The organism is Acidisphaera sp. L21 (genome assembly GCF_009765685.1).
Lineage (GTDB): Bacteria > Pseudomonadota > Alphaproteobacteria > Acetobacterales > Acetobacteraceae > LMUY01.
In genome coordinates, this window is the sequence record NZ_LMUY01000015.1 from 1 (window position 1) to 16,847 (window position 16,847).

14 protein-coding genes are annotated in these 16,847 nt (G+C 67.3%); 5 read left to right on the plus strand and 9 right to left on the minus strand.

Annotated elements, in window-relative coordinates; translation table 11 throughout:
• Window positions 1-3: 3 nt before the first annotated feature.
• Together GSQ76_RS03195 and parC are read right to left on the minus strand one after the other, a co-directional pair.
• Entirely contained in the window at window positions 4-399 is a 396-nt protein-coding gene (locus GSQ76_RS03195) for a cupin domain-containing protein (RefSeq protein WP_158742469.1), read from the minus strand.
• 162 nt (window positions 400-561) lie between these two features.
• Window positions 562-2,784, minus strand: coding sequence for a DNA topoisomerase IV subunit A (parC, locus tag GSQ76_RS03200; protein ID WP_158742470.1), 2,223 nt, complete (start codon window positions 2,782-2,784; stop codon window positions 562-564).
• Between the two features lie 185 nt (window positions 2,785-2,969).
• On the opposite strand from parC, the gene GSQ76_RS03205 reads away from it, so the two are divergent.
• Window positions 2,970-3,092 (plus strand): Flp family type IVb pilin, encoded by a 123-nt coding sequence (locus GSQ76_RS03205; RefSeq protein ID WP_216850872.1) that lies wholly within the window; start codon window positions 2,970-2,972, stop codon window positions 3,090-3,092.
• Window positions 3,093-3,096: 4 nt separating this feature from the next.
• On the opposite strand, the gene GSQ76_RS03210 is transcribed toward GSQ76_RS03205, so the two are convergent.
• Window positions 3,097-4,587, minus strand: a complete 1,491-nt coding sequence (locus GSQ76_RS03210; RefSeq protein ID WP_158742472.1) for a YifB family Mg chelatase-like AAA ATPase — start codon at window positions 4,585-4,587, stop codon at window positions 3,097-3,099.
• A complete protein-coding gene (locus tag GSQ76_RS03215; RefSeq protein ID WP_158742473.1) occupies window positions 4,584-5,615 on the minus strand; it encodes a histone deacetylase family protein in 1,032 nt (343 codons plus the stop codon). Before GSQ76_RS03215 ends, GSQ76_RS03210 begins: the two co-directional genes overlap by 4 nt.
• Window positions 5,616-5,634: 19 nt before the next feature.
• Here GSQ76_RS03215 and GSQ76_RS03220 point away from each other — a divergent pair, with 19 nt between their 5' ends.
• A complete protein-coding gene (locus GSQ76_RS03220) occupies window positions 5,635-7,113 on the plus strand; it encodes an ABC transporter substrate-binding protein (RefSeq protein ID WP_254070238.1) in 1,479 nt (492 codons plus the stop codon).
• A 32-nt stretch (window positions 7,114-7,145) separates the two neighbouring features.
• On the plus strand, window positions 7,146-8,615 hold the full coding sequence (locus GSQ76_RS03225; RefSeq protein WP_254070218.1) for a M81 family metallopeptidase: 1,470 nt from the start codon (window positions 7,146-7,148) through the stop codon (window positions 8,613-8,615).
• Here GSQ76_RS03225 and GSQ76_RS03230 read toward each other — a convergent pair.
• On the minus strand, window positions 8,612-8,944 hold the full coding sequence (locus GSQ76_RS03230) for a hypothetical protein (RefSeq protein WP_158742475.1): 333 nt from the start codon (window positions 8,942-8,944) through the stop codon (window positions 8,612-8,614). The two genes, GSQ76_RS03225 and GSQ76_RS03230, sit on opposite strands and share 4 nt — an antisense overlap.
• 97 nt (window positions 8,945-9,041) lie before the next feature.
• Window positions 9,042-9,509, minus strand: coding sequence for a DUF3429 domain-containing protein (locus tag GSQ76_RS03235; protein ID WP_158742476.1), 468 nt, complete (start codon window positions 9,507-9,509; stop codon window positions 9,042-9,044).
• A gap of 51 nt (window positions 9,510-9,560) precedes the next feature.
• On the opposite strand from GSQ76_RS03235, the gene GSQ76_RS03240 reads away from it, so the two are divergent.
• A complete protein-coding gene (locus GSQ76_RS03240) occupies window positions 9,561-10,859 on the plus strand; it encodes a hemolysin family protein (RefSeq protein WP_158742477.1) in 1,299 nt (432 codons plus the stop codon).
• 23 nt (window positions 10,860-10,882) lie between these two features.
• Here the strand turns inward: GSQ76_RS03240 and GSQ76_RS03245 are convergent, their stop codons facing one another.
• The 3 genes from GSQ76_RS03245 to GSQ76_RS03255 all read right to left on the minus strand — a co-directional run bounded on the left by GSQ76_RS03245 (window position 10,883) and on the right by GSQ76_RS03255 (window position 15,920).
• Window positions 10,883-13,201, minus strand: a complete 2,319-nt coding sequence (locus GSQ76_RS03245; protein WP_158742478.1) for a xanthine dehydrogenase family protein molybdopterin-binding subunit — start codon at window positions 13,199-13,201, stop codon at window positions 10,883-10,885.
• Window positions 13,202-13,284: 83 nt separating this feature from the next.
• Window positions 13,285-14,499, minus strand: coding sequence for a DUF2336 domain-containing protein (locus GSQ76_RS03250; RefSeq protein ID WP_158742479.1), 1,215 nt, complete (start codon window positions 14,497-14,499; stop codon window positions 13,285-13,287).
• Between the two features lie 8 nt (window positions 14,500-14,507).
• Entirely contained in the window at window positions 14,508-15,920 is a 1,413-nt protein-coding gene (locus GSQ76_RS03255; protein ID WP_158742480.1) for a sensor domain-containing diguanylate cyclase, read from the minus strand.
• A 174-nt stretch (window positions 15,921-16,094) separates the two neighbouring features.
• Here GSQ76_RS03255 and GSQ76_RS03260 point away from each other — a divergent pair.
• Window positions 16,095-16,847 (plus strand): 2,3,4,5-tetrahydropyridine-2,6-dicarboxylate N-succinyltransferase (locus GSQ76_RS03260; RefSeq protein WP_158742481.1); only part of this gene is annotated, 753 nt, incomplete at its 3' end.

Below are 16,847 nucleotides of genomic sequence, written 5' to 3' on the forward strand. Positions count from 1 at the left end.
GGGCTATCCTTCGTACTGGGCGTCGGTGACGTGTTCCATCCAATTCACCGGGGAGCCGTTGAGCTTCTCCTGGATCGCGATATGGCTCATCGCCGTGGTGGCCGCGGCGCCGTGCCAATGTTTCTCGCCCGGCGCGAACCAGACGACATCGCCGGGCCGGATTTCCTCGATAGGCCCGCCCTCCCGCTGCGCCCGTCCGCACCCGGCGGTCACGATCAGGGTTTGGCCGAATGGGTGGGTGTGCCATGCCGTCCGAGCGCCCGGTTCGAACGTCACAAGGGCCATGGCGACGCGGGCGGGGTCGGGGGGCGCGAATAGCGGGTCGATGCGCACCGTGCCGGTGAAGTAGTCGGCAGGCCCCTTGCCCGACGGTTGGGTGCCACTGCGTTTGATGTCCATGCGGTCCTCCTTCAGCGGTTGAGCAAGGTCGTGCGATGGTCCGCGCGACAGGGCGGAACGCCATCAATTGCGGTTGGGCGCCCGGGTGGATTAGTGGCGATAGGGTCGCCCTTCGTCCACCTCCCCGGCAACTGGCGGCCGGCCCGGCGACGGCGACCGTCCTCAACCGCCGCTAAACGTCCCACCTTTCGGAAACCCGTTTGGCGGCAGCCGCCCCGCCTGTGCGCGTTCGCCCAACCAGTCGCGCAATGCAGTTTCGGTGCGGGTTTTGTCGCCAAGTTTCCACGTGAGGCCGTCGGCCAGGGCGAATACCTTTGCGTCCTTCAGCCCACCATCCTTGAACCGCTGCAGGATCACGCCGGTGCCGCGCGCCAGCACCGGAACCTGCTCCAGCGGGAACACCAGCAGGCGGCGGTTCTCGCCCACCAGGGCCACATGGTCCCCAATGGCTGGGACGCATAGCACGGCTTCCTCGCCGGGCCGGGTGTTCAGGACCTGCTTGCCGGCCTTGCGTTCGGACAGCAGATCCGCCGACTCGACCACGAAGCCGCGTCCGGTGGCGGAGGCGACGAGGTAGCGTTGGCCGTCCTGCAACATGAACAGCGTCGTCACGTCATCCGAATTGGTCATTTCGGCCAGCAGACGGATCGGCTGGCCGTCGCCCCTACCGCGCGGCAATTCGGACGCGCGCAGCGTGTAGGCGCGGCCATTGGTGGCGAACAGGCACAGGCGATCCGGCGACTGGCAATGCAGCATCAGCCGCAATTCGTCACCATCCTTGAACTTCAGGTCGCTGCCATCGGCCAGGTGGCCGCGCAGAGCGCGGATCCAGCCCTTCCTCGACAGCACGACCGTCAGCGGCTCACGTTCCACCGCGGTTTCGAACGAGACCTCCACCGCGTCGGGGACGCCGGTCAGCTTCGTGCGGCGGTCGCCGAGCGGACCGCTGCCGAACTTCTCGCGAATGCCCTCGATCTCCTCGCCAACCCGCTTCCAGCGCAATTTCTCGCTGCCTAGCAGGGCGTTGAGGCCCTTCTTCTCCTTCTCCAGCGTTGCGTGCTCACGCCGTAGCTCCATCTCCTCCAGCCGGCGCAGCGAGCGCAGGCGCATGTTCAGGATGGCCTCGGCCTGCACGTCGTTGATCTCGAACCGGCGGATCAGCCCGGCCTTGGCGTTGTCCTCCTCGCGGATGATCCGGATCACCTCGTCCAGATCCAAAAACACGATCAGGAAGCCGTTCAGCAGTTCCAGCCGCCGCTCTACCTCCGCCAGGCGGTGGTTGGACCGGCGGATCAGTACCTCGCCGCGGTGGTTCAGCCAGGCCTGGATGACGGCGCGTAGGCCCAGCACCATGGGGGTGCGATCGGAGGTCAGCACGTTCATGTTTAGCGGGAAGCGGGTTTCCAACTGGGTAGCGCGGAACAGCGTTTCCATCAGTTGCGCCGGTTCGACGGTGCGGGCCTTTGGTTCCAGGATCAGCCGCACCAACTCGGTGCTCTCGTCGCGAATGTCGCCCAGCAAGGGCAGCTTCTTGGCCTCCAGCAGCTCGGCCAGGGTTTCGATCAGCTTGGTCTTCTGCACCTGGTAGGGAATTTCAGTGACCAGGATGTGCCACATCCCGTTCTTGCCCCGCTCCACCTCCCACGATGCCCGCAGGCGGAAGCCGCCACGGCCGGTTTCGTAGGCGGTTAGGATCGAGGCCGGGTCCTCGATGCAGATGCCGCCGGTGGGGAAATCGGGGCCGGGCATGTGCTGCAGCAATTCGGCGGTGGTGGCGTCGGGGTTGGCGATCAACGCCAGGGCGGCGCTGCAGACCTCGCCGGCATTATGCGGCGGGATGGAGGTCGCCATACCCACCGCGATCCCTGCGGCACCGTTGGCCAACAGGTTTGGGAATCCGGCGGGTAGGACGACGGGCTCGTGCTCCTCCCCATCGTAGTTCGGGCGGAAATCGACCGCGTCGTCATCGATGCCGTCCAGCATCGCGCGCGTGACCAGCGTCATCCGGGCTTCGGTGTATCGCATCGCCGCCGGGTTATCGCCGTCGATGTTGCCGAAATTGCCCTGGCCCTCGACTAGCGGATAGCGGGCGGCGAAATCCTGCGCCAGGCGCACCAACGCCTCGTAGACGGATGCCTCGCCATGCGGGTGATACTTGCCGATCACGTCGCCGATGACGCGGGCGCATTTCTTGAACCCGGCCGTCGGGTCCAGGCGCAACTGGTGCATGGCGTAGACCAGCCGCCGGTGCACCGGCTTCAGCCCGTCCCGCACATCCGGCAGCGACCGGGACATGATGGTGGATAGCGCGTAGGCGAGGTAGCGCTCGCTCAGCGCATCGGCGAGGGGCGCGTTTTGGATGTTTCCAGCGAGGGCGTCAGACATGCGGGCTTAGTAGGGTTCACGCTCTGTTTCGTCAAAACCGGCCGTGGTCGTTCCGGTTGAAAAATTTACTCGTCATAAACCTGATGGTGGTGTGATGCGGGGCTGCCCTGGCGGCGAACAGGCAAGGCAACATCATGTTCGAACATCTTGGCGGTTGGCTGCGATTGCGATTGGATCGGCGCGCCGTGACCGCGATCGAATACGCGATGATCGCCGGCACGGCGGGCATTGCCGCATTGGGCGGCGCGACGCTGATCGGCACCAGTCTGCGCAGTATCTTCACCAAACTGGGCTCGGCCTTTCACTAGTCCGTCAGACGGGCCGCCCCGGCACGCGATGGCGGAAGGCAAGTGCCTCGGCCACGTCGGCCCGGCGCACCGTGGGCGACCGCGCCAGGTCGGCGATGGTGCGCCCCACCCGCAAGACCCGGGTGAAGCCACGGGCGGACAGGCGTAGTTTCTCCGCCGCACGCTCCGCCAACTCGCGCGCATCCGGCTCCAATGCGATGGCGCTACCATCCGCCTCGGCATTCAGCGTGCCACGGCTGCGTTGGACATCCCGGGCAGCAGCGACGCGGGCCGCGACGGTCGCGGTCGATTCACCAGGTGGTGCGCGGCTCAGTTCCGCCGGGGCGATCGGCTGCACCTGCACGGTCATGTCGATGCGGTCCAGCAGGGGGCCGCTGATGCGGTTGAGGTAGTCTTCCCCGCAGCGCGGCGCCTTGCTGCATTCGCGGCTGGCATCGCCCAGATGACCGCAGCGGCACGGGTTCATGGCGGCCACCAGTTGAAATCGCGCCGGGTAGGTGATGTGCGCGGACGCGCGGGCGACGGTGGTGCGGCCGGTTTCCAGCGGCGTGCGCAACGCCTCCAATGCCGCCCGTGGGAATTCCGGCAACTCGTCCAGGAACAACACGCCGCGATGCGCCAGGCTCACCTCGCCTGGCCGTGCCCGCTGGCCGCCCCCGGTCAGCGCAGCCGGGCTGGCGGAGTGGTGGGGTTCGCGATAGGGCGGCCGCTTCACCAGCAGCCCGCCGACCAGTAACCCTGCGACGGAGTGGATGGTGCTCACCTGCAGCGCCTCCGCCGGGGTGAGGTCGGGCAGCAGGCCGGGCAGGCGGCTGGCGAGCATGGACTTTCCGGCGCCCGGCGGCCCGATCAGCAGCAAATTATGCCCGCCTGCCGCTGCGACTTCGATCGCGCGTTTGGCCGCTTCCATTCCCTTCACATCCGCCATGTCCGGCCCGGGAGCCATTTCCGCCACGCCAGCGGGGGCGGGCGGGGTCAGAACCTGGGTGCCGCGGAAATGGTTTACGGCGCATAGCAGGTCGGGCAGCGCCAGCACTTCCACCTGGCCGGCCCAGGCGGCCTCGCCACCCTGCACTGCCGGGCAGATCAGCCCCAAGCCGCGGGCGGAGGCGGCGATGGCGGCGGGCAGCACGCCAGCCACCGGGTTCAGCGTGCCGTCCAGCGACAATTCGCCCAACGCAGCGAACCCGGCCAGGTCTTCCCGTGGCAGCACCTCCATCGCGGCCAGAACACACAGCGCGATTGGCAGGTCGAAATGGCTGCCTTCCTTCAGCAGGTCGGCAGGAGCCAAATTGATCAGCACCCGGCGCGGCGGCAGCGCCAGGCCCATCGCCGTCAGCGCCGCGCGCACCCGCTCCCGCGCCTCACCCACCGCTTTGTCCGGCAGGCCGACCACCAGGAAGGCGGGCAGGCCGCTGGACACCTGGACCTGTACCTCGACAGGAACCGCATCCACCCCGGAAAACGCGAAGGATTGGACGCGGGCGATGCTCATCCGCAGAACGCGGTGAGGAATCTTTCCAGCAGCAGCCCCAGCAGGTCGGTGTTGTAACCGCCCTCCTGAATGAACGCGGCGGGCAGGGCCAGCCGGCCAATCGCGGCGCCGGCGCGGGTGAAACCCTCCTCCGTCACCGCCAGGAAGTTCAGCGGCTCGTCCTTCGACGCGTCGAACCCGAGGGAGACGACCAGCGCATCGGCGCCGAACCGCTCGATCGCTCGCAACGCTGCATCCAAAGCGGCCAGCCAGCCGAGGTCGCCTGTGCCGGCGGCGAGGGGGAAATTGCGGGTGAAGCCCAATCCGGTGCCGCCGCCCTGTTCGTCGGCATGGCCGACATACCAGGGATAATAGCCGGACGGATCGCCGTGGACGGAGGTGAACAGCACGTCCTCCCGGTTCCAGAAGATGCCCTGGGTGCCGTTGCCGTGATGGCTGTCGATGTCCAGCACGGCGACGCGCCGGGCGCCGTGGCTGATCAGTCGCTCGACGGCCATGGCGGCGTTGTTCAGATAGCAATGGCCGCCCGCGCGGGCGGCGTAGGCGTGGTGGCCGGGCGGGCGGCACAGCGCGTAGCTATCGTGATTGCGTGCGGTTTCGTCCGCGGCTGCAAGCGCGCAGGCGGCTGCTGCCTCGATGGATGTCCAACTGTCCGGGCCGATCGGGCATGCCGCGTCGGCCGAATACCAGCCAGCGCGGCCGATGACGGAGTCGGCGGGCCGGGCGCCGGTGGCCAACATCTCCGGCGACGGATGCATGTTGGCCACAACCTCCGGCCCGGCGCCGGGCATTGCGGCCCATTGGCGGGCAGCGGTGGCCAGCCAATCCAGGTAGTCGGCGGGATGCACGGCCTCCATCGCGGCACGGTCGGCCGGGCCGGGGGTGGCCATTTCCAGCCCCATCGACTCGCAGCCTTTCAGCAAGGATAGGGCGCGGGCCGGAACCTCGTAATTGCTGCGAACCAGGCCGCGCTGAAGAAAGAATTGCGGCGAATGTGCAAGCTGCGCCGGGTCCCAAAAAGCCTTCAACCGATATTCCTCCGTGCCAATGACGACGCTAGTGCGTTTCGCCCGCATCTGGAACCAACTACCGTTCGTGGTGATGAGACTCCGCCGACGCACCTTGCTCGCCGCTGCCACCGCCGTGCCCTTCGTCAGCCGTTCGGCGGAGATGGCCCGAATTGTATGTCCGCTGGTGGCCGCGCCAGCCGTGCTGGTGCCCGGCGTCTCCCGCACGCTGGAGGCGCGGCTGGTCGGCGGCAAATTGTATCGTGGACTATGCCGGCTTGACCCGCAGGGCGTGCCGCAGCCGGATCTGGCCGCACGTTGGGACGTATCCGCGGACGCGCTGACATATACATTCCATCTGCTGCCGGGTTTGACCTGGCACGATAGCGGCGCGCTGACGGCGGACGACGTCGTGTTCTCGATCGACCGGTTTCACCGGCAGTTGCAGCCCGAGATGGGGTTGGCGCGGGTCGTATCGGTTCTAGCGTCGGATGCGCACACCGTGGTGGTGACGCTGAAGGAGCCGTTCGCATCGTTCCTGCACCAGATGGACGCGCTATCTGCGCCGATCGTGCCGCAGCACGTGCATGATTTCCCCGGCTTCGCGCTCAACCCGCGGGAAGTGACGCCGATCGGCTCCGGGCCGTTCCGCATGGCGGAGTGGTTGAGGCTGGTCCGGTTCGACTGGTTCGTTGGTCCGAAGCCCAGTCTGATCGAAATCGCGTTTCCAATCCTGCCAGACCCGGCAGCCCGGCTGGCCATGCTGGAGGAAAGTGCCGGGTTACTGGTTGGCCCCGCCATTGATCCGGACATGTTGGCCCATCTGCGCGAGGCGCCGACCCTGGTGGTGGAGGGGGGCGCGCCGGACTCGATCGCAGGGCTGCGCCTGAACCATACGAGCAAGCCGATGGACGATCCCCGGGTCCGATTGGCCCTGGCCTCCGCGCTGGATCGTACGGGCATTTTGCGGGACGCGTGGTTGGGCTTGGGGCAGGTGGCGACGGGTCCGGGCCTGGCCAGCAGCCCGGACCGCAATCCCGCAGCGACCCTGCCGCCCTTCGATGCCCGCGCGGCATCGATGCACCTGACAGAGGCAGGGTTGCGGCCTGATGATAGCGGCGTGCGGCTGCGATTGGCGCATCTGGTCCGGCCTGGCGCCGTCTGGCAGCGTCTGGCCGATACTCTGCGCGTACGCCTGCAGCAGGTGGGCGTCGATCTAGTATCCGAATCGGTGACAGATGCGGAGTGGACGCGGCGCGTTGCCACCGGCGCGTTCCAAACCACCGGCTTCACGGCGGAGCAAACCGGCGATCTGCGGCAGGATCTGGCGCAATACGCACCCGACCAGCCCGGCTTGGCGCCGCTGCTGGCCGGCTCGCTCGCGCAAGCGCAGGCGTTGCTGGTAAGGGATATGCCGCAGATCTGGCTGGTGGAGCCGGCGCTTCCCGTGGTGCGGGACCGCCGCTTGCATCTGCCCGGTGGCGTGTTCGACAGCTTTGCGACGGCCAGCCTGTCGTAACTTGCCAGCCTGTCGTCTCTAGAAAGGGTTTCATGATGCGTATTGCGGTCGGCGGTTTCCTGCACGAGAGCCATTCCTTCGCGCCGATGCCCACCACCTACGCCGATTTTCTAACGCCCGGCGGCAACCCGGCGCTGGTGCAGGGGGCGGCCTTGCCGGACGCGATGCGCGGCAGTGCGGCCTGCGCGGCGGGCGCGATCGCCTCGATCGAGGCGGCTGGCGACACCGTCGTGCCGCTGCTGTGGTGCCTCGCCACCCCCGCCGGCCCCGTCCAGGCGGAAGCGTTCGAGCGCATTGCTGCCATGATGTGCGCCACCGTGGCCACGGCCGGCCCGTTGGACGGCATTTTCCTGGACCTGCACGGCGCCGCCTTGGCCGAGGGCGCGCCGGACGCGGAAGGCGAGTTGCTGCGCCGCATACGCGCCATCGTCGGCCCCGTGCCGATCGCCATTACGTTGGACCCCCATGCCAACATGACTGCCCTTATGGTAAACTCGGCTGACGTGATCGTGCCATACCGCACCTATCCGCATGTCGATATGAAAGTGGTTGGACGGCGCGCGGTGGAGTTGCTGCGGCGCCGAATCGCCCTCGGCAAACCCTTCGCCCGTGCATTCCGGCAGGTGGAATATTGGATGCCCATCACCAGCCAATGCACCATGGAAGGTCCGATGGCCCCAGTGATGGAGCGCAGGGCCGCGATCGAGGCGGAGACGGGTGCGATCGAACTCGCCTGGTGCTTCGGCTTTCCCTACGCCGACTTCGCCGATTGCGGCGCCGCCATTGCCGCCTATGCGGAGGATCAGGCCACCGCCGATGCCGCGGCCGACGCCCTCCTGGCGGAGATGGTGACGCGGGAGGCGAGCTTCGCCGGCGATGTGCTGTCCGCCGCCGACGCGGTAACGACCGCCTTGGCCGCCAACGGATCCCCGGTGGTCATCGCCGACACCCAGGACAACCCCGGCGGCGGCGGCCATGGCGACACTACTGGGCTGCTAGCCGAACTGATCCGTCAGCGCGCGGAGGGGGCGGTCGTCTGCATCATCAATGACGCGGACAGTGCCGCCGCCTGCCACACGGCTGGAACGGGGGGCGCCATCTCGCTGAACCTGGGCGGCAAGTCGGATGGTGCGCCGTTGGCCGTCGACGGCACCGTCTTGGCCTTGGGCGATGGCAATTTCAAACTGACGGGGCCGATGAGCGCCGGAAACACGGCCCGCCTGGGCCCCTGTGCGCTCATCGAGGTGGAGAGCAAAGTGCGAGTGGTGATCGCCAGCCGGAAGATCCAGGCATACGACCAGGCGATCCTGCGGCATGTCGGATTGGAGCCATCCGAACTGCCGATCATCGCATTGAAATCCTCCGTCCACTTCCGGGCGGATTTCTCGCCCATCGCGCATCGCGTGCTGGTGGCGGCAGCGCCGGGGCCGGTGACGGCCGACCCGGCGGTGCTGCCATTTTTGCACGTCCGGCCGGACGTGCGTCGCCGGCCGCTTGGTTAGCTGCCGGTCTTCTGGTTTGGAGTGATCTTCAGGGTGCTGAGGTCGCCCAGCGTGCGCATCTTTGCCGCCAGATCTTCCAGCGCGGACTTCCAACGCTGCGTCGCATCACGCTGGTCGGCCAGCGCGGTCGACAGTCCGGCGAGCGCAAGGCTCAGCCGCTGAGCGGAGGCGGACAACTCGCCCGACTTAGCCGTGGCTGCCGTGGGAGCGACCGGCGGAATGGTCTTCAACGCCTGGGGCACGAAATCCGCTTCGACCGGAACGGTCGGCTGGGACTGGGTCCGCCGCACTGGGAACGGAATGATCGTTGCGCTTAATTGATCGTTCATAACTGGCCTCCGTTATACCAACGACGCTACAACCTGTTTAGATCCAAGAAAAGAGATTAATTAACGAAATTTGAATTCAGCTATCGAACCCGCGGCGCTACCAGAGCTGGAGGTGCAACCCGGCCAGGCGAAGCAGCAACACCAACAACAGCACGACTCCGACGATGGCGGACAGAACGTAGCGTAACCGTATGTAGGCCGGCGACACCAGGCCCGCCCCCACGCCGCGCGACTCGACGACAATGGTGCCGACGAATGCCACGATCAGCATGGCCAAGCCCGCCTGCGCGTTCAGCGCAATCGCTAGCAGCAGCGCCACCCAGCCGGCCAAAGATGGCAGTACACCTAGCGTCAGGCGTCTGCGTTCGCCGCGGCCGGATGGCTCGTCCAGCGCAAACCCCCAATGCACCCCGCCGAGAAAGGCCAGGATGACCGCGCCATACGCGACCAGCGCCAGCGCTGCCCGGTCGCCGTCCTGGCCCAAGGCCAACAACCCGCAGCCCAGGAACGGCAGCAGCCCAGCAAGCCCCAACAGCCATGCGAGAAACGGCACCGACCGGTTCATGCCCACCTGCCCAGGCTTTGATGCTGCCGTGACGGCTGCGATAAGAGGCGCATGGAATTGTTCTTTGAAATCGGAATTGCCCTTCTCCTCATTCTGCTGAACGGGCTTTTCGCGCTCAGCGAGTTGGCAATGGTGTCCGTTCGCCGGGCGCGCCTGATGGTGCTGGAGCGTAAAGGCGTTCCCGGCGCGACAGTTGCTTTAAACCTGTCGGATGACCCACAGCGTTTTCTGCCGACGGTCCAGGTGGGCATGACCCTGGTGAGCATCCTGACGGGCACGTTTGGCGGCGCCCGGCTGGCGGCGCGGCTGGAACCGGTCCTGGCGCAGAGCGCAATGCTTGCCCCGCTGGCCGGCGAGTTGTCGCTGCTGATCGTGGTGTTGGTGACGACGTACCTAACGCTGGTGCTGGGCGAATTGGTGCCCAAGCAACTCGCATTACGCCAGCCGGAGGTCGTCGCCTCCCGCGTCGCACGGCCGTTGCAGGCACTGAGCCGGTATGCGGCGCCGATGATCTGGGTGCTGGGCCTGTCCACCGGCCTGGTGCTGCGCCTGTTTGGTAAAGCCCACCCGGCGTCGTCGGGCGTGACGGAGGAGGAACTGAAGGCGGTGCTGGCCGAGGGCGCTCAGGTCGGCCTGTTGGAGACCGAGGAGCGGGAGATGATCGAGCGGCTGCTCCGCCTAGCCGACAAGCCGGTGCGGGCGATGATGACGCCACGCAACGAGATCGCGTTCTTGGACCGCACCGACCCACGGCGTGACATCGTGCAGGCGCTGAAGACGGCGCAGCACCATCGCCTCGTGGTATGCGACGGCAGCGTCGATAACGTCGTGGGCGTGGTGCAGGCGAAGGATCTGCTGGACCAGTTGCTGGGCGGCAAGGAGTTGTCGGTCAACGACGTGCTGCGCCAGCCGATGGTCGTGCCGGACACAATTTCCGCGCTGGATGCGCTGGAGCGGTTGAAGGCCGATCCGCTGGGCCTGGCGCTGGTGATGGACGAGTATGGCAGCTTCGAGGGCGTGGTCACCGCTGCGGACGTGCTGAAGGCGATCGTCGGCGACGCGACGGATGCGCAGTCCGACACGACCCTGGGCGCGGACAACATCCCCGGCAGCTTGGTCGTAGACGGCATGATGCCGGTGGACGAGCTGAAATCCCGCCTGGCGCTGCCCGATCTACCCGCGGAGGGCAGCTACCATACCACCGCCGGATTGCTGCTGGCGCTGCTGCGCCGGGTGCCGCGGGAGGGCGACAAGATCGTGTTCGCCGGATGGCTGTTCGAAGTGCAGTCGATGGATGGCCGCCGGGTCGACCGTGTGCGCGCCAGCCGGGAAGTCCTGGCGGAAGGGTAGCGTCCCTTCCGCCGCTCCAACGATTAGGCGGCCATCTGCAGCGCCTTCCACACCTTTTCCGGTGTGGCGGGCATGTCGATGGCGGTTATGCCGGCGCTGCGCAACGCATCGACGATGGCGTTGATCATGGCTGGCGGACTGCCCACCGCGCCTGCCTCGCCAGCGCCCTTCACGCCCAACGGATTTGTGCCGCAGGGAACCTCGATCAGTTCGACCTCGATATCCGGCAGATCGGACGCGCGGGGCAGGGCGTAATCCATCAGGCTGCCGGACAACAACTGGCCCGAGGTCGGATCGTAGGACGTGCGTTCCAGCACCGCCTGGCCATACCCCTGGGCCACGCCGCCATGCACCTGGCCGCGGACGATCAGCGGGTTCACTGCCTTCCCGACGTCGTCGCATACGATGTAGCGCTTGACGTCGACCATGCCGGTGTCGGGGTCGATCTCGACCTCTGCCATGTGGCAGCCATTGGGGAAGGTGTGGCTGTCGATCTTGGCGATCTCCGCCGCATCCAACTGGGTTGCGGCCTCACCCTTCGCGGCGCGGGCGCGCTGGGCGGATGCCAGGGCGATGATGTCCATGCCGCGATCGGTTCCCACCACGGCGAAGCGGCCGGCGGTGAACTCGATATCCGCGACCGACGCTTCCAACGCCTCGGACGCCGCTTGCTTGCCTTTCTCGATCACGCTGGCGGCGGTGACGAGGATCGCCTGGCCCTCCGAATACAGGCTGCGCGCGCCACCGGTGCCGCCGCCTGTCGGGATTGTGTCGGTGTCGCCCTGGCGAATGCGGATCTTGTCGCCATCGATGCCCAACTGGTCAGCGGTGAGCATGACATACGCCGTCTCGTGACCCTGCCCGGTGGATTGGGTGCCGACGAACACATCGACGAAGCCGTCATCGGCAAAGCGGATCTCCGCCCGTTCGGTCGGGGCACCGCCGGTTGCCTCCAGGTAATAGGCCATGCCGATGCCGCGTTTTTTGCCCTTGGCGGCGCTGGCGGCGCGGCGGGTTTCGAAGCTGGCCCAGTCCATCTTGGCCATCGCCGCGTCCAGCACGCGATTGAAGTCGCCGCTGTCGTAGGTCTGCTTCATCGCGGAGATGTATGGCATGGCATCCGGCTTCACCATGTTCAGGCGGCGCAGGGCGATGCGATCCATGCCGATTTCGGCCGCGGCGGCGTCGATCATTCGCTCTACCACGTAATTGCTCTCCGGCCGCCCGGCACCGCGATAGGCGTCGACCGGGACGGTGTTGGTGAACACGCCGATGACGTTGGCGTAGATCGCCTGGAACCCGTACACGCTGGCCAGGACCTTCGTGCCGGCCATGGTCGGGATCATCGGCGCGAAGGTGGACAGATACGCGCCCATGCCAGCGACGTTGCGGGTGCGCAGCGCCAGGAATTTGTTGTCCTGGTCCAGCGCCAGTTCGATATCGGTGATGTTGTCGCGGCCCTGCGTGTCCGACAGGAACGCCTCGGACCGTTCGCTTACCCACTTCACCGGGCGGCCGAGTTTGCGGCTGGCGTAGCAGGTCAGCACATGTTCGGCATACAGGAACAGCTTCATGCCGAAGCCGCCGCCGACATCCGGCGTCATGACGCGGAACTGCTCCTCCGGCACCTTGAACACGGCCTGGCCCAGCAACGACTTGATGACCCAGCCGCCCTGGGTGTTGGTATGCAGGGTCCAACGGCCATCGGCATAATCGGCCAGCGCGGCGCGGGCCTCCATGCTATTCACCACGACCCGGTTGTTCACGACCGTCAGCTTGGTGATGTGGGCGGCGGACTGGAACAGGCTGTCGACCTTCGCCTTGTCGCCGGTCTCCCAGTCGAAGCAGACATTGTCCTTCGCCTCCGGCCAGACGGCGGGTTGTCCGGCATCGGTCGCGGTCGCCAGGTCGGTAGCCGAGGGCAGGACGTCATATTCGACCATCACCGCTTCGGCGCCGTCGCGGGCGGCCTTTTGGGTTTCGGCCACGATGAAGGCAACGGGGTCGCCGACATGGCGCACCGCGCCCTCCGCCAGCACCGGGTGCGGCGGGTCGACCCGGGGAGTGCCGTCGCGGTTCTTCAGCGGAATGGCGCAGGGCAGGCCACCAATGCCGTCGGCCGACAAATCGGCACCGGTGTAGACGGCGAGCACGCCGGGTACGGCCAGGGCTGCTGCAGTGTCGATTGCGCCAAGGGTCGCGGCCGCGTGGGGGGAGCGGAGCACGGCGCTCCAAAGCATGCCGGGGAGCGTGATGTCGTCAGTATAGCGGCCATCGCCCTTCAGCAGCCGCGGGTCCTCGACCCGGCGAACAGGCTGGGCGAGGCCGAATTTCGTTGGCATGGCGTGACTCCCTGGATCGTCTTGGAGACCACTATCTGCTGATGTCTTGCCATTCGCCAAGGGCGAAGGCGGCCGGCGAAGGATTAGCTGCGGCGGCAGCCCAGGAAATCGAGCTGCCAGCCGAGTTCCTCCGGGGTCAGCGGATAGCCGCCGGACGCACTGGCAGCCATGACCTCATCCGGCCCCAATTGGCCGATGACCGCCTGCACCGATCCCGCGGCCCGGATGGAGAAGCCGGCCTTCCACACCAAACTCACCAGCGCCTTCGCGCTGCGAAGGGAGGCCGCGCGGTCCATCACCGACAACGTGACGGACGCGGCAACCGCCAGCAGCGTGCTGGCCCGGCGAACGTCGCCGGCGCGCAAAGCGGCCAGCAACATGTCCTCGGTCAGCTCGCCCATCGTGTCCAAATAGCGCGCTTCCTCCATCAACGCCTCGTCGCTGACCCGTGTGATGGGCGCGACGCCCTTGGCCAGTTGCTTGGCCAGCCGTTGCTGGATTTCGGCAACCACGCTGGGCGTGATGTCGGAGCGTTCGGCCAGGATCTTCAGCAGATGGTCCGCCACGATGCCGGACAGGGCGCGCGCTGCATTGTCGGACAGCCACGGGCGCTGCACCAACGGCTCGTGCCACTCCGGCTCGTTCTCGGCCCGGGCGATCAGCACGTCCAAGGTGCTTTCCATGATGGCCGCGGATTTATTTGCCAGCAGCGCCTGGATCGCCGCGCTGTCGGCGGAGGCGGCGATTGCGTCTGCGACCTCGGGCGGCAGGTTGGACCGGCAGGCGATGGCGGTCGCCGTGGCGTCGTGCGGCGGCGTGTGCAGCAGGGCAAGCAGATCGTCGGTCGACAGCAGCGGCGACAGTCGCAACACCGGCTCGCTGACCGATACGGCGGCGTCGTTTGCCAGCGCCAGCACGATATCGCGCGGCAGGTCGGGCATGGCGGCCACGATGACGGCGATCGCGGCGCGGATACGCACCGCTTCGTCCCGCACCAGGGTCGACAGGATGCCGAGCGTGCGTTCCCGCATCTCCCGCTCGGTCGGCCCGGACAGGCCGGGCAGCGCCTTCGCCAGCTTGCGCGCCAGCAGCATGCGCACCCGCTCGTCCCCGTCGCCGGCCAGGCGGCGATCGGCGGCGGCGGTGACGGACGGGTTCAATGCCACGGCCGCGCGCACCGTTACGGCCGTATCACGGGCCAGGAACGTCAGGATGTCCGATGGTGTGGCGGGGTTCGCAGCCAGCTTGACCCTCACGTCGAGGTCAAGCAGGGCGCGCGCAACCGTATCCGTGCTCACGACATCTCCTAGGGGTGGAGCGGGTCACGGGCGACCCGCCAGTGGCCGCGTCCGGCGCGCTTCACGTCGTACATCGCAGCATCGGCGCGGCGCATCACCTCGTCCAAATTCTCCCCAGCGCGGGGATGGCGGGACGCAATGCCGATCGAGGTGGACACGGGCGGTGCGTCCGGTGGCAGCACTGCGGCCATCGCCGCCGGGCCGTCCAGCCGCAGCCGCTCGGCCCGCTCGGCCGCTGTCAACTCGTCCGAGCCGTCTAGCCAAAGGGCGAATTCGTCGCCGCCCAGCCGGGCCACCAGATCGGCCGGCCGGACGGTCCGGCGCAGCAATTGCGCGGTGTGAACCAAGGCCTGGTCGCCGACGTCGTGGCCGCACTCGTCGTTGACGCGCTTGAAGTTGTCCAAATCGACGAACATCAGCGTGCCGGGCATCTCCTCGCGGTCCAGCCGGTCGATGCGGCGGTTTACCTCCTCCAGGAACGAGCGACGGTTCAGCAGCCCGGTCAATGGATCGGTCCGCGCCTGGCGGGCGAGTTCGCGCTGGATGGCGTCATGTTCCAGCACCACGCGCACGATGGTCGTCACGGCGGAGACGAGTTGCCCCTCCTCCTCCGTCCAGGGCGTGCCGCCGGCGATGCGCCATACGCACAGCCCGGCGCGCTGGCCGAACCGTGTGTAGCTGGGGCAGGCGATGACCGGATGGCCCATGGTGCTGGTCATCAGCGGGTCCAGCGTTTCGACCTGCAGGACGGCGATGGCGGCAGCGATCAGCTCCGGCGCGTCAGCCCCGGTATGGTGCAGCAACACCTCGCCCTCGGTGGTGGCGAGCAAATCGACGACGGCCGCGCCGGATGCGCCGAGTGCGGCGGTCAATCCGTCCAACACCGCGTCCATCATGCGGGGGGCCAGCACCTCCTGCCGCATCTGCCACAGGATATGCTCCACCACTTCGCCACGACGCAGCGCACCGGCGACGTTGGACTCGCGAGCGTGCTCCGTCGTCACGTCCCGTGCGACGCCCCGCATGCCAACGGCCACGCCATGCTCCATCAATGGCGCTGCGGCGAAGCTGAAGCAGGCGGTGCCGCCCTCTGCACGGCGCACCCAAGCGCGGCGGTCGCGATAGGCTGGGCTGGGGGTGAAGGGATTGAAGGAATCTTGCGGCCCGGCCAGCAGCATGAGCGCGGGCTGGCCCAGCAAAGCGCTGGTGGACCAGCCCAGCACGGTGGCGGGGGCGACGAACATCAGGCGGCCGGCGGCATCGGTTTCGAACGCAAAATCGGTTGCCATCGAGACCAGGTCGCGCCAGCGCTGCCGGCTGTCCAACAGGGCACCGCGCAGCAGGTCAGCTCCCGTCCGGATCACATCCGGTGGAGCAGCATTCGTGCCAGCATCGACAATGTATGCTGCCATCTCGCTCATGCGGCGCCTCACTTGTTACGCTACGGCATCCTGGACCGTGCGGGTAAACGGTAGGTTAGGATCGCGGCCCGGCCGAATGCTGCATGGGCACCCGTCCGGGCTGCCCACCCGGTTTGACAGGGGAGTGACCCCTGCGCATGGTCCGCCGCCAATCGACAGAAGGTTTCGACGGCCATGGACGACACTAGCCTGTCTAGTCTGCGCACTACCATCGATGCCCTGTGGGACAAGCGGGACACCTTGTCATCCGCCACCACCGGCGAGGCACGCGATGCCGTGGAGACCGCGCTCGAGGCGCTCGACTCCGGCAAGCTGCGGGTGGTGAGCCCGGGTGAGAAGGGTTGGACCGTGCATGAGTGGCTGAAGAAGGCAGTCCTGCTGTCCTTCCGCCTCTACGACTCGGCGCCGATGGATGGGGGCGCCTGGGACAAGGTGCCGCTGAAGACGGCGGGCTGGGGCGCCAATCGCTTCCGCGACGCCGGATTCCGTGCGGTGCCGGGCTCGGTGGTGCGGCGCTCGGCCTATATCGCGCCGGGCGTGGTGCTGATGCCGTCCTTCGTGAATGTCGGTGCCTATGTCGGCAACGATACGATGATCGATACCTGGGCCACCGTCGGGTCCTGCGCGCAGATCGGCAAGAAGTGCCACATCTCCGGCGGCGCCGGGATCGGCGGGGTTTTGGAGCCGTTGCAGGCCGCCCCCGTGGTGATCGAGGACGAGTGTTTCATCGGCGCCCGGTCCGAAGTGGCCGAGGGCGTGGTGGTGGAGCGCGGCAGCGTGCTGGCGATGGGTGTGTTCCTGGGCGCGTCCACCAAGATCATCGACCGCGCGACCGGCGAAATCTTCATCGGCCGGGTGCCGGCTTATTCCGTTGTGGTTCCGGGCAGCATGCCGGGCAAGCCGCTGCCGGATGGTTCGCCGGGGCCG

Excerpts from the sequence above, each read along its gene's own strand:
- GSQ76_RS03255 (WP_158742480.1), bottom strand. The coding sequence starts at position 15,920 with ATGAGCGAGATGGCAGCATACATTGTCGATGCTGGCACGAATGCTGCT.
- GSQ76_RS03225 (WP_254070218.1), top strand. The coding sequence starts at position 7,146 with ATGATGCGTATTGCGGTCGGCGGTTTCCTGCACGAGAGCCATTCCTTC.
- GSQ76_RS03245 (WP_158742478.1), bottom strand. The coding sequence starts at position 13,201 with ATGCCAACGAAATTCGGCCTCGCCCAGCCTGTTCGCCGGGTCGAGGAC.
- GSQ76_RS03220 (WP_254070238.1), top strand. The coding sequence starts at position 5,635 with ATGACGACGCTAGTGCGTTTCGCCCGCATCTGGAACCAACTACCGTTC.
- GSQ76_RS03210 (WP_158742472.1), bottom strand. The coding sequence starts at position 4,587 with ATGAGCATCGCCCGCGTCCAATCCTTCGCGTTTTCCGGGGTGGATGCG.
- GSQ76_RS03195 (WP_158742469.1), bottom strand. The coding sequence starts at position 399 with ATGGACATCAAACGCAGTGGCACCCAACCGTCGGGCAAGGGGCCTGCC.
- GSQ76_RS03240 (WP_158742477.1), top strand. The coding sequence starts at position 9,561 with ATGGAATTGTTCTTTGAAATCGGAATTGCCCTTCTCCTCATTCTGCTG.
- parC (WP_158742470.1), bottom strand. The coding sequence starts at position 2,784 with ATGTCTGACGCCCTCGCTGGAAACATCCAAAACGCGCCCCTCGCCGAT.
- GSQ76_RS03230 (WP_158742475.1), bottom strand. The coding sequence starts at position 8,944 with ATGAACGATCAATTAAGCGCAACGATCATTCCGTTCCCAGTGCGGCGG.
- GSQ76_RS03235 (WP_158742476.1), bottom strand. The coding sequence starts at position 9,509 with ATGAACCGGTCGGTGCCGTTTCTCGCATGGCTGTTGGGGCTTGCTGGG.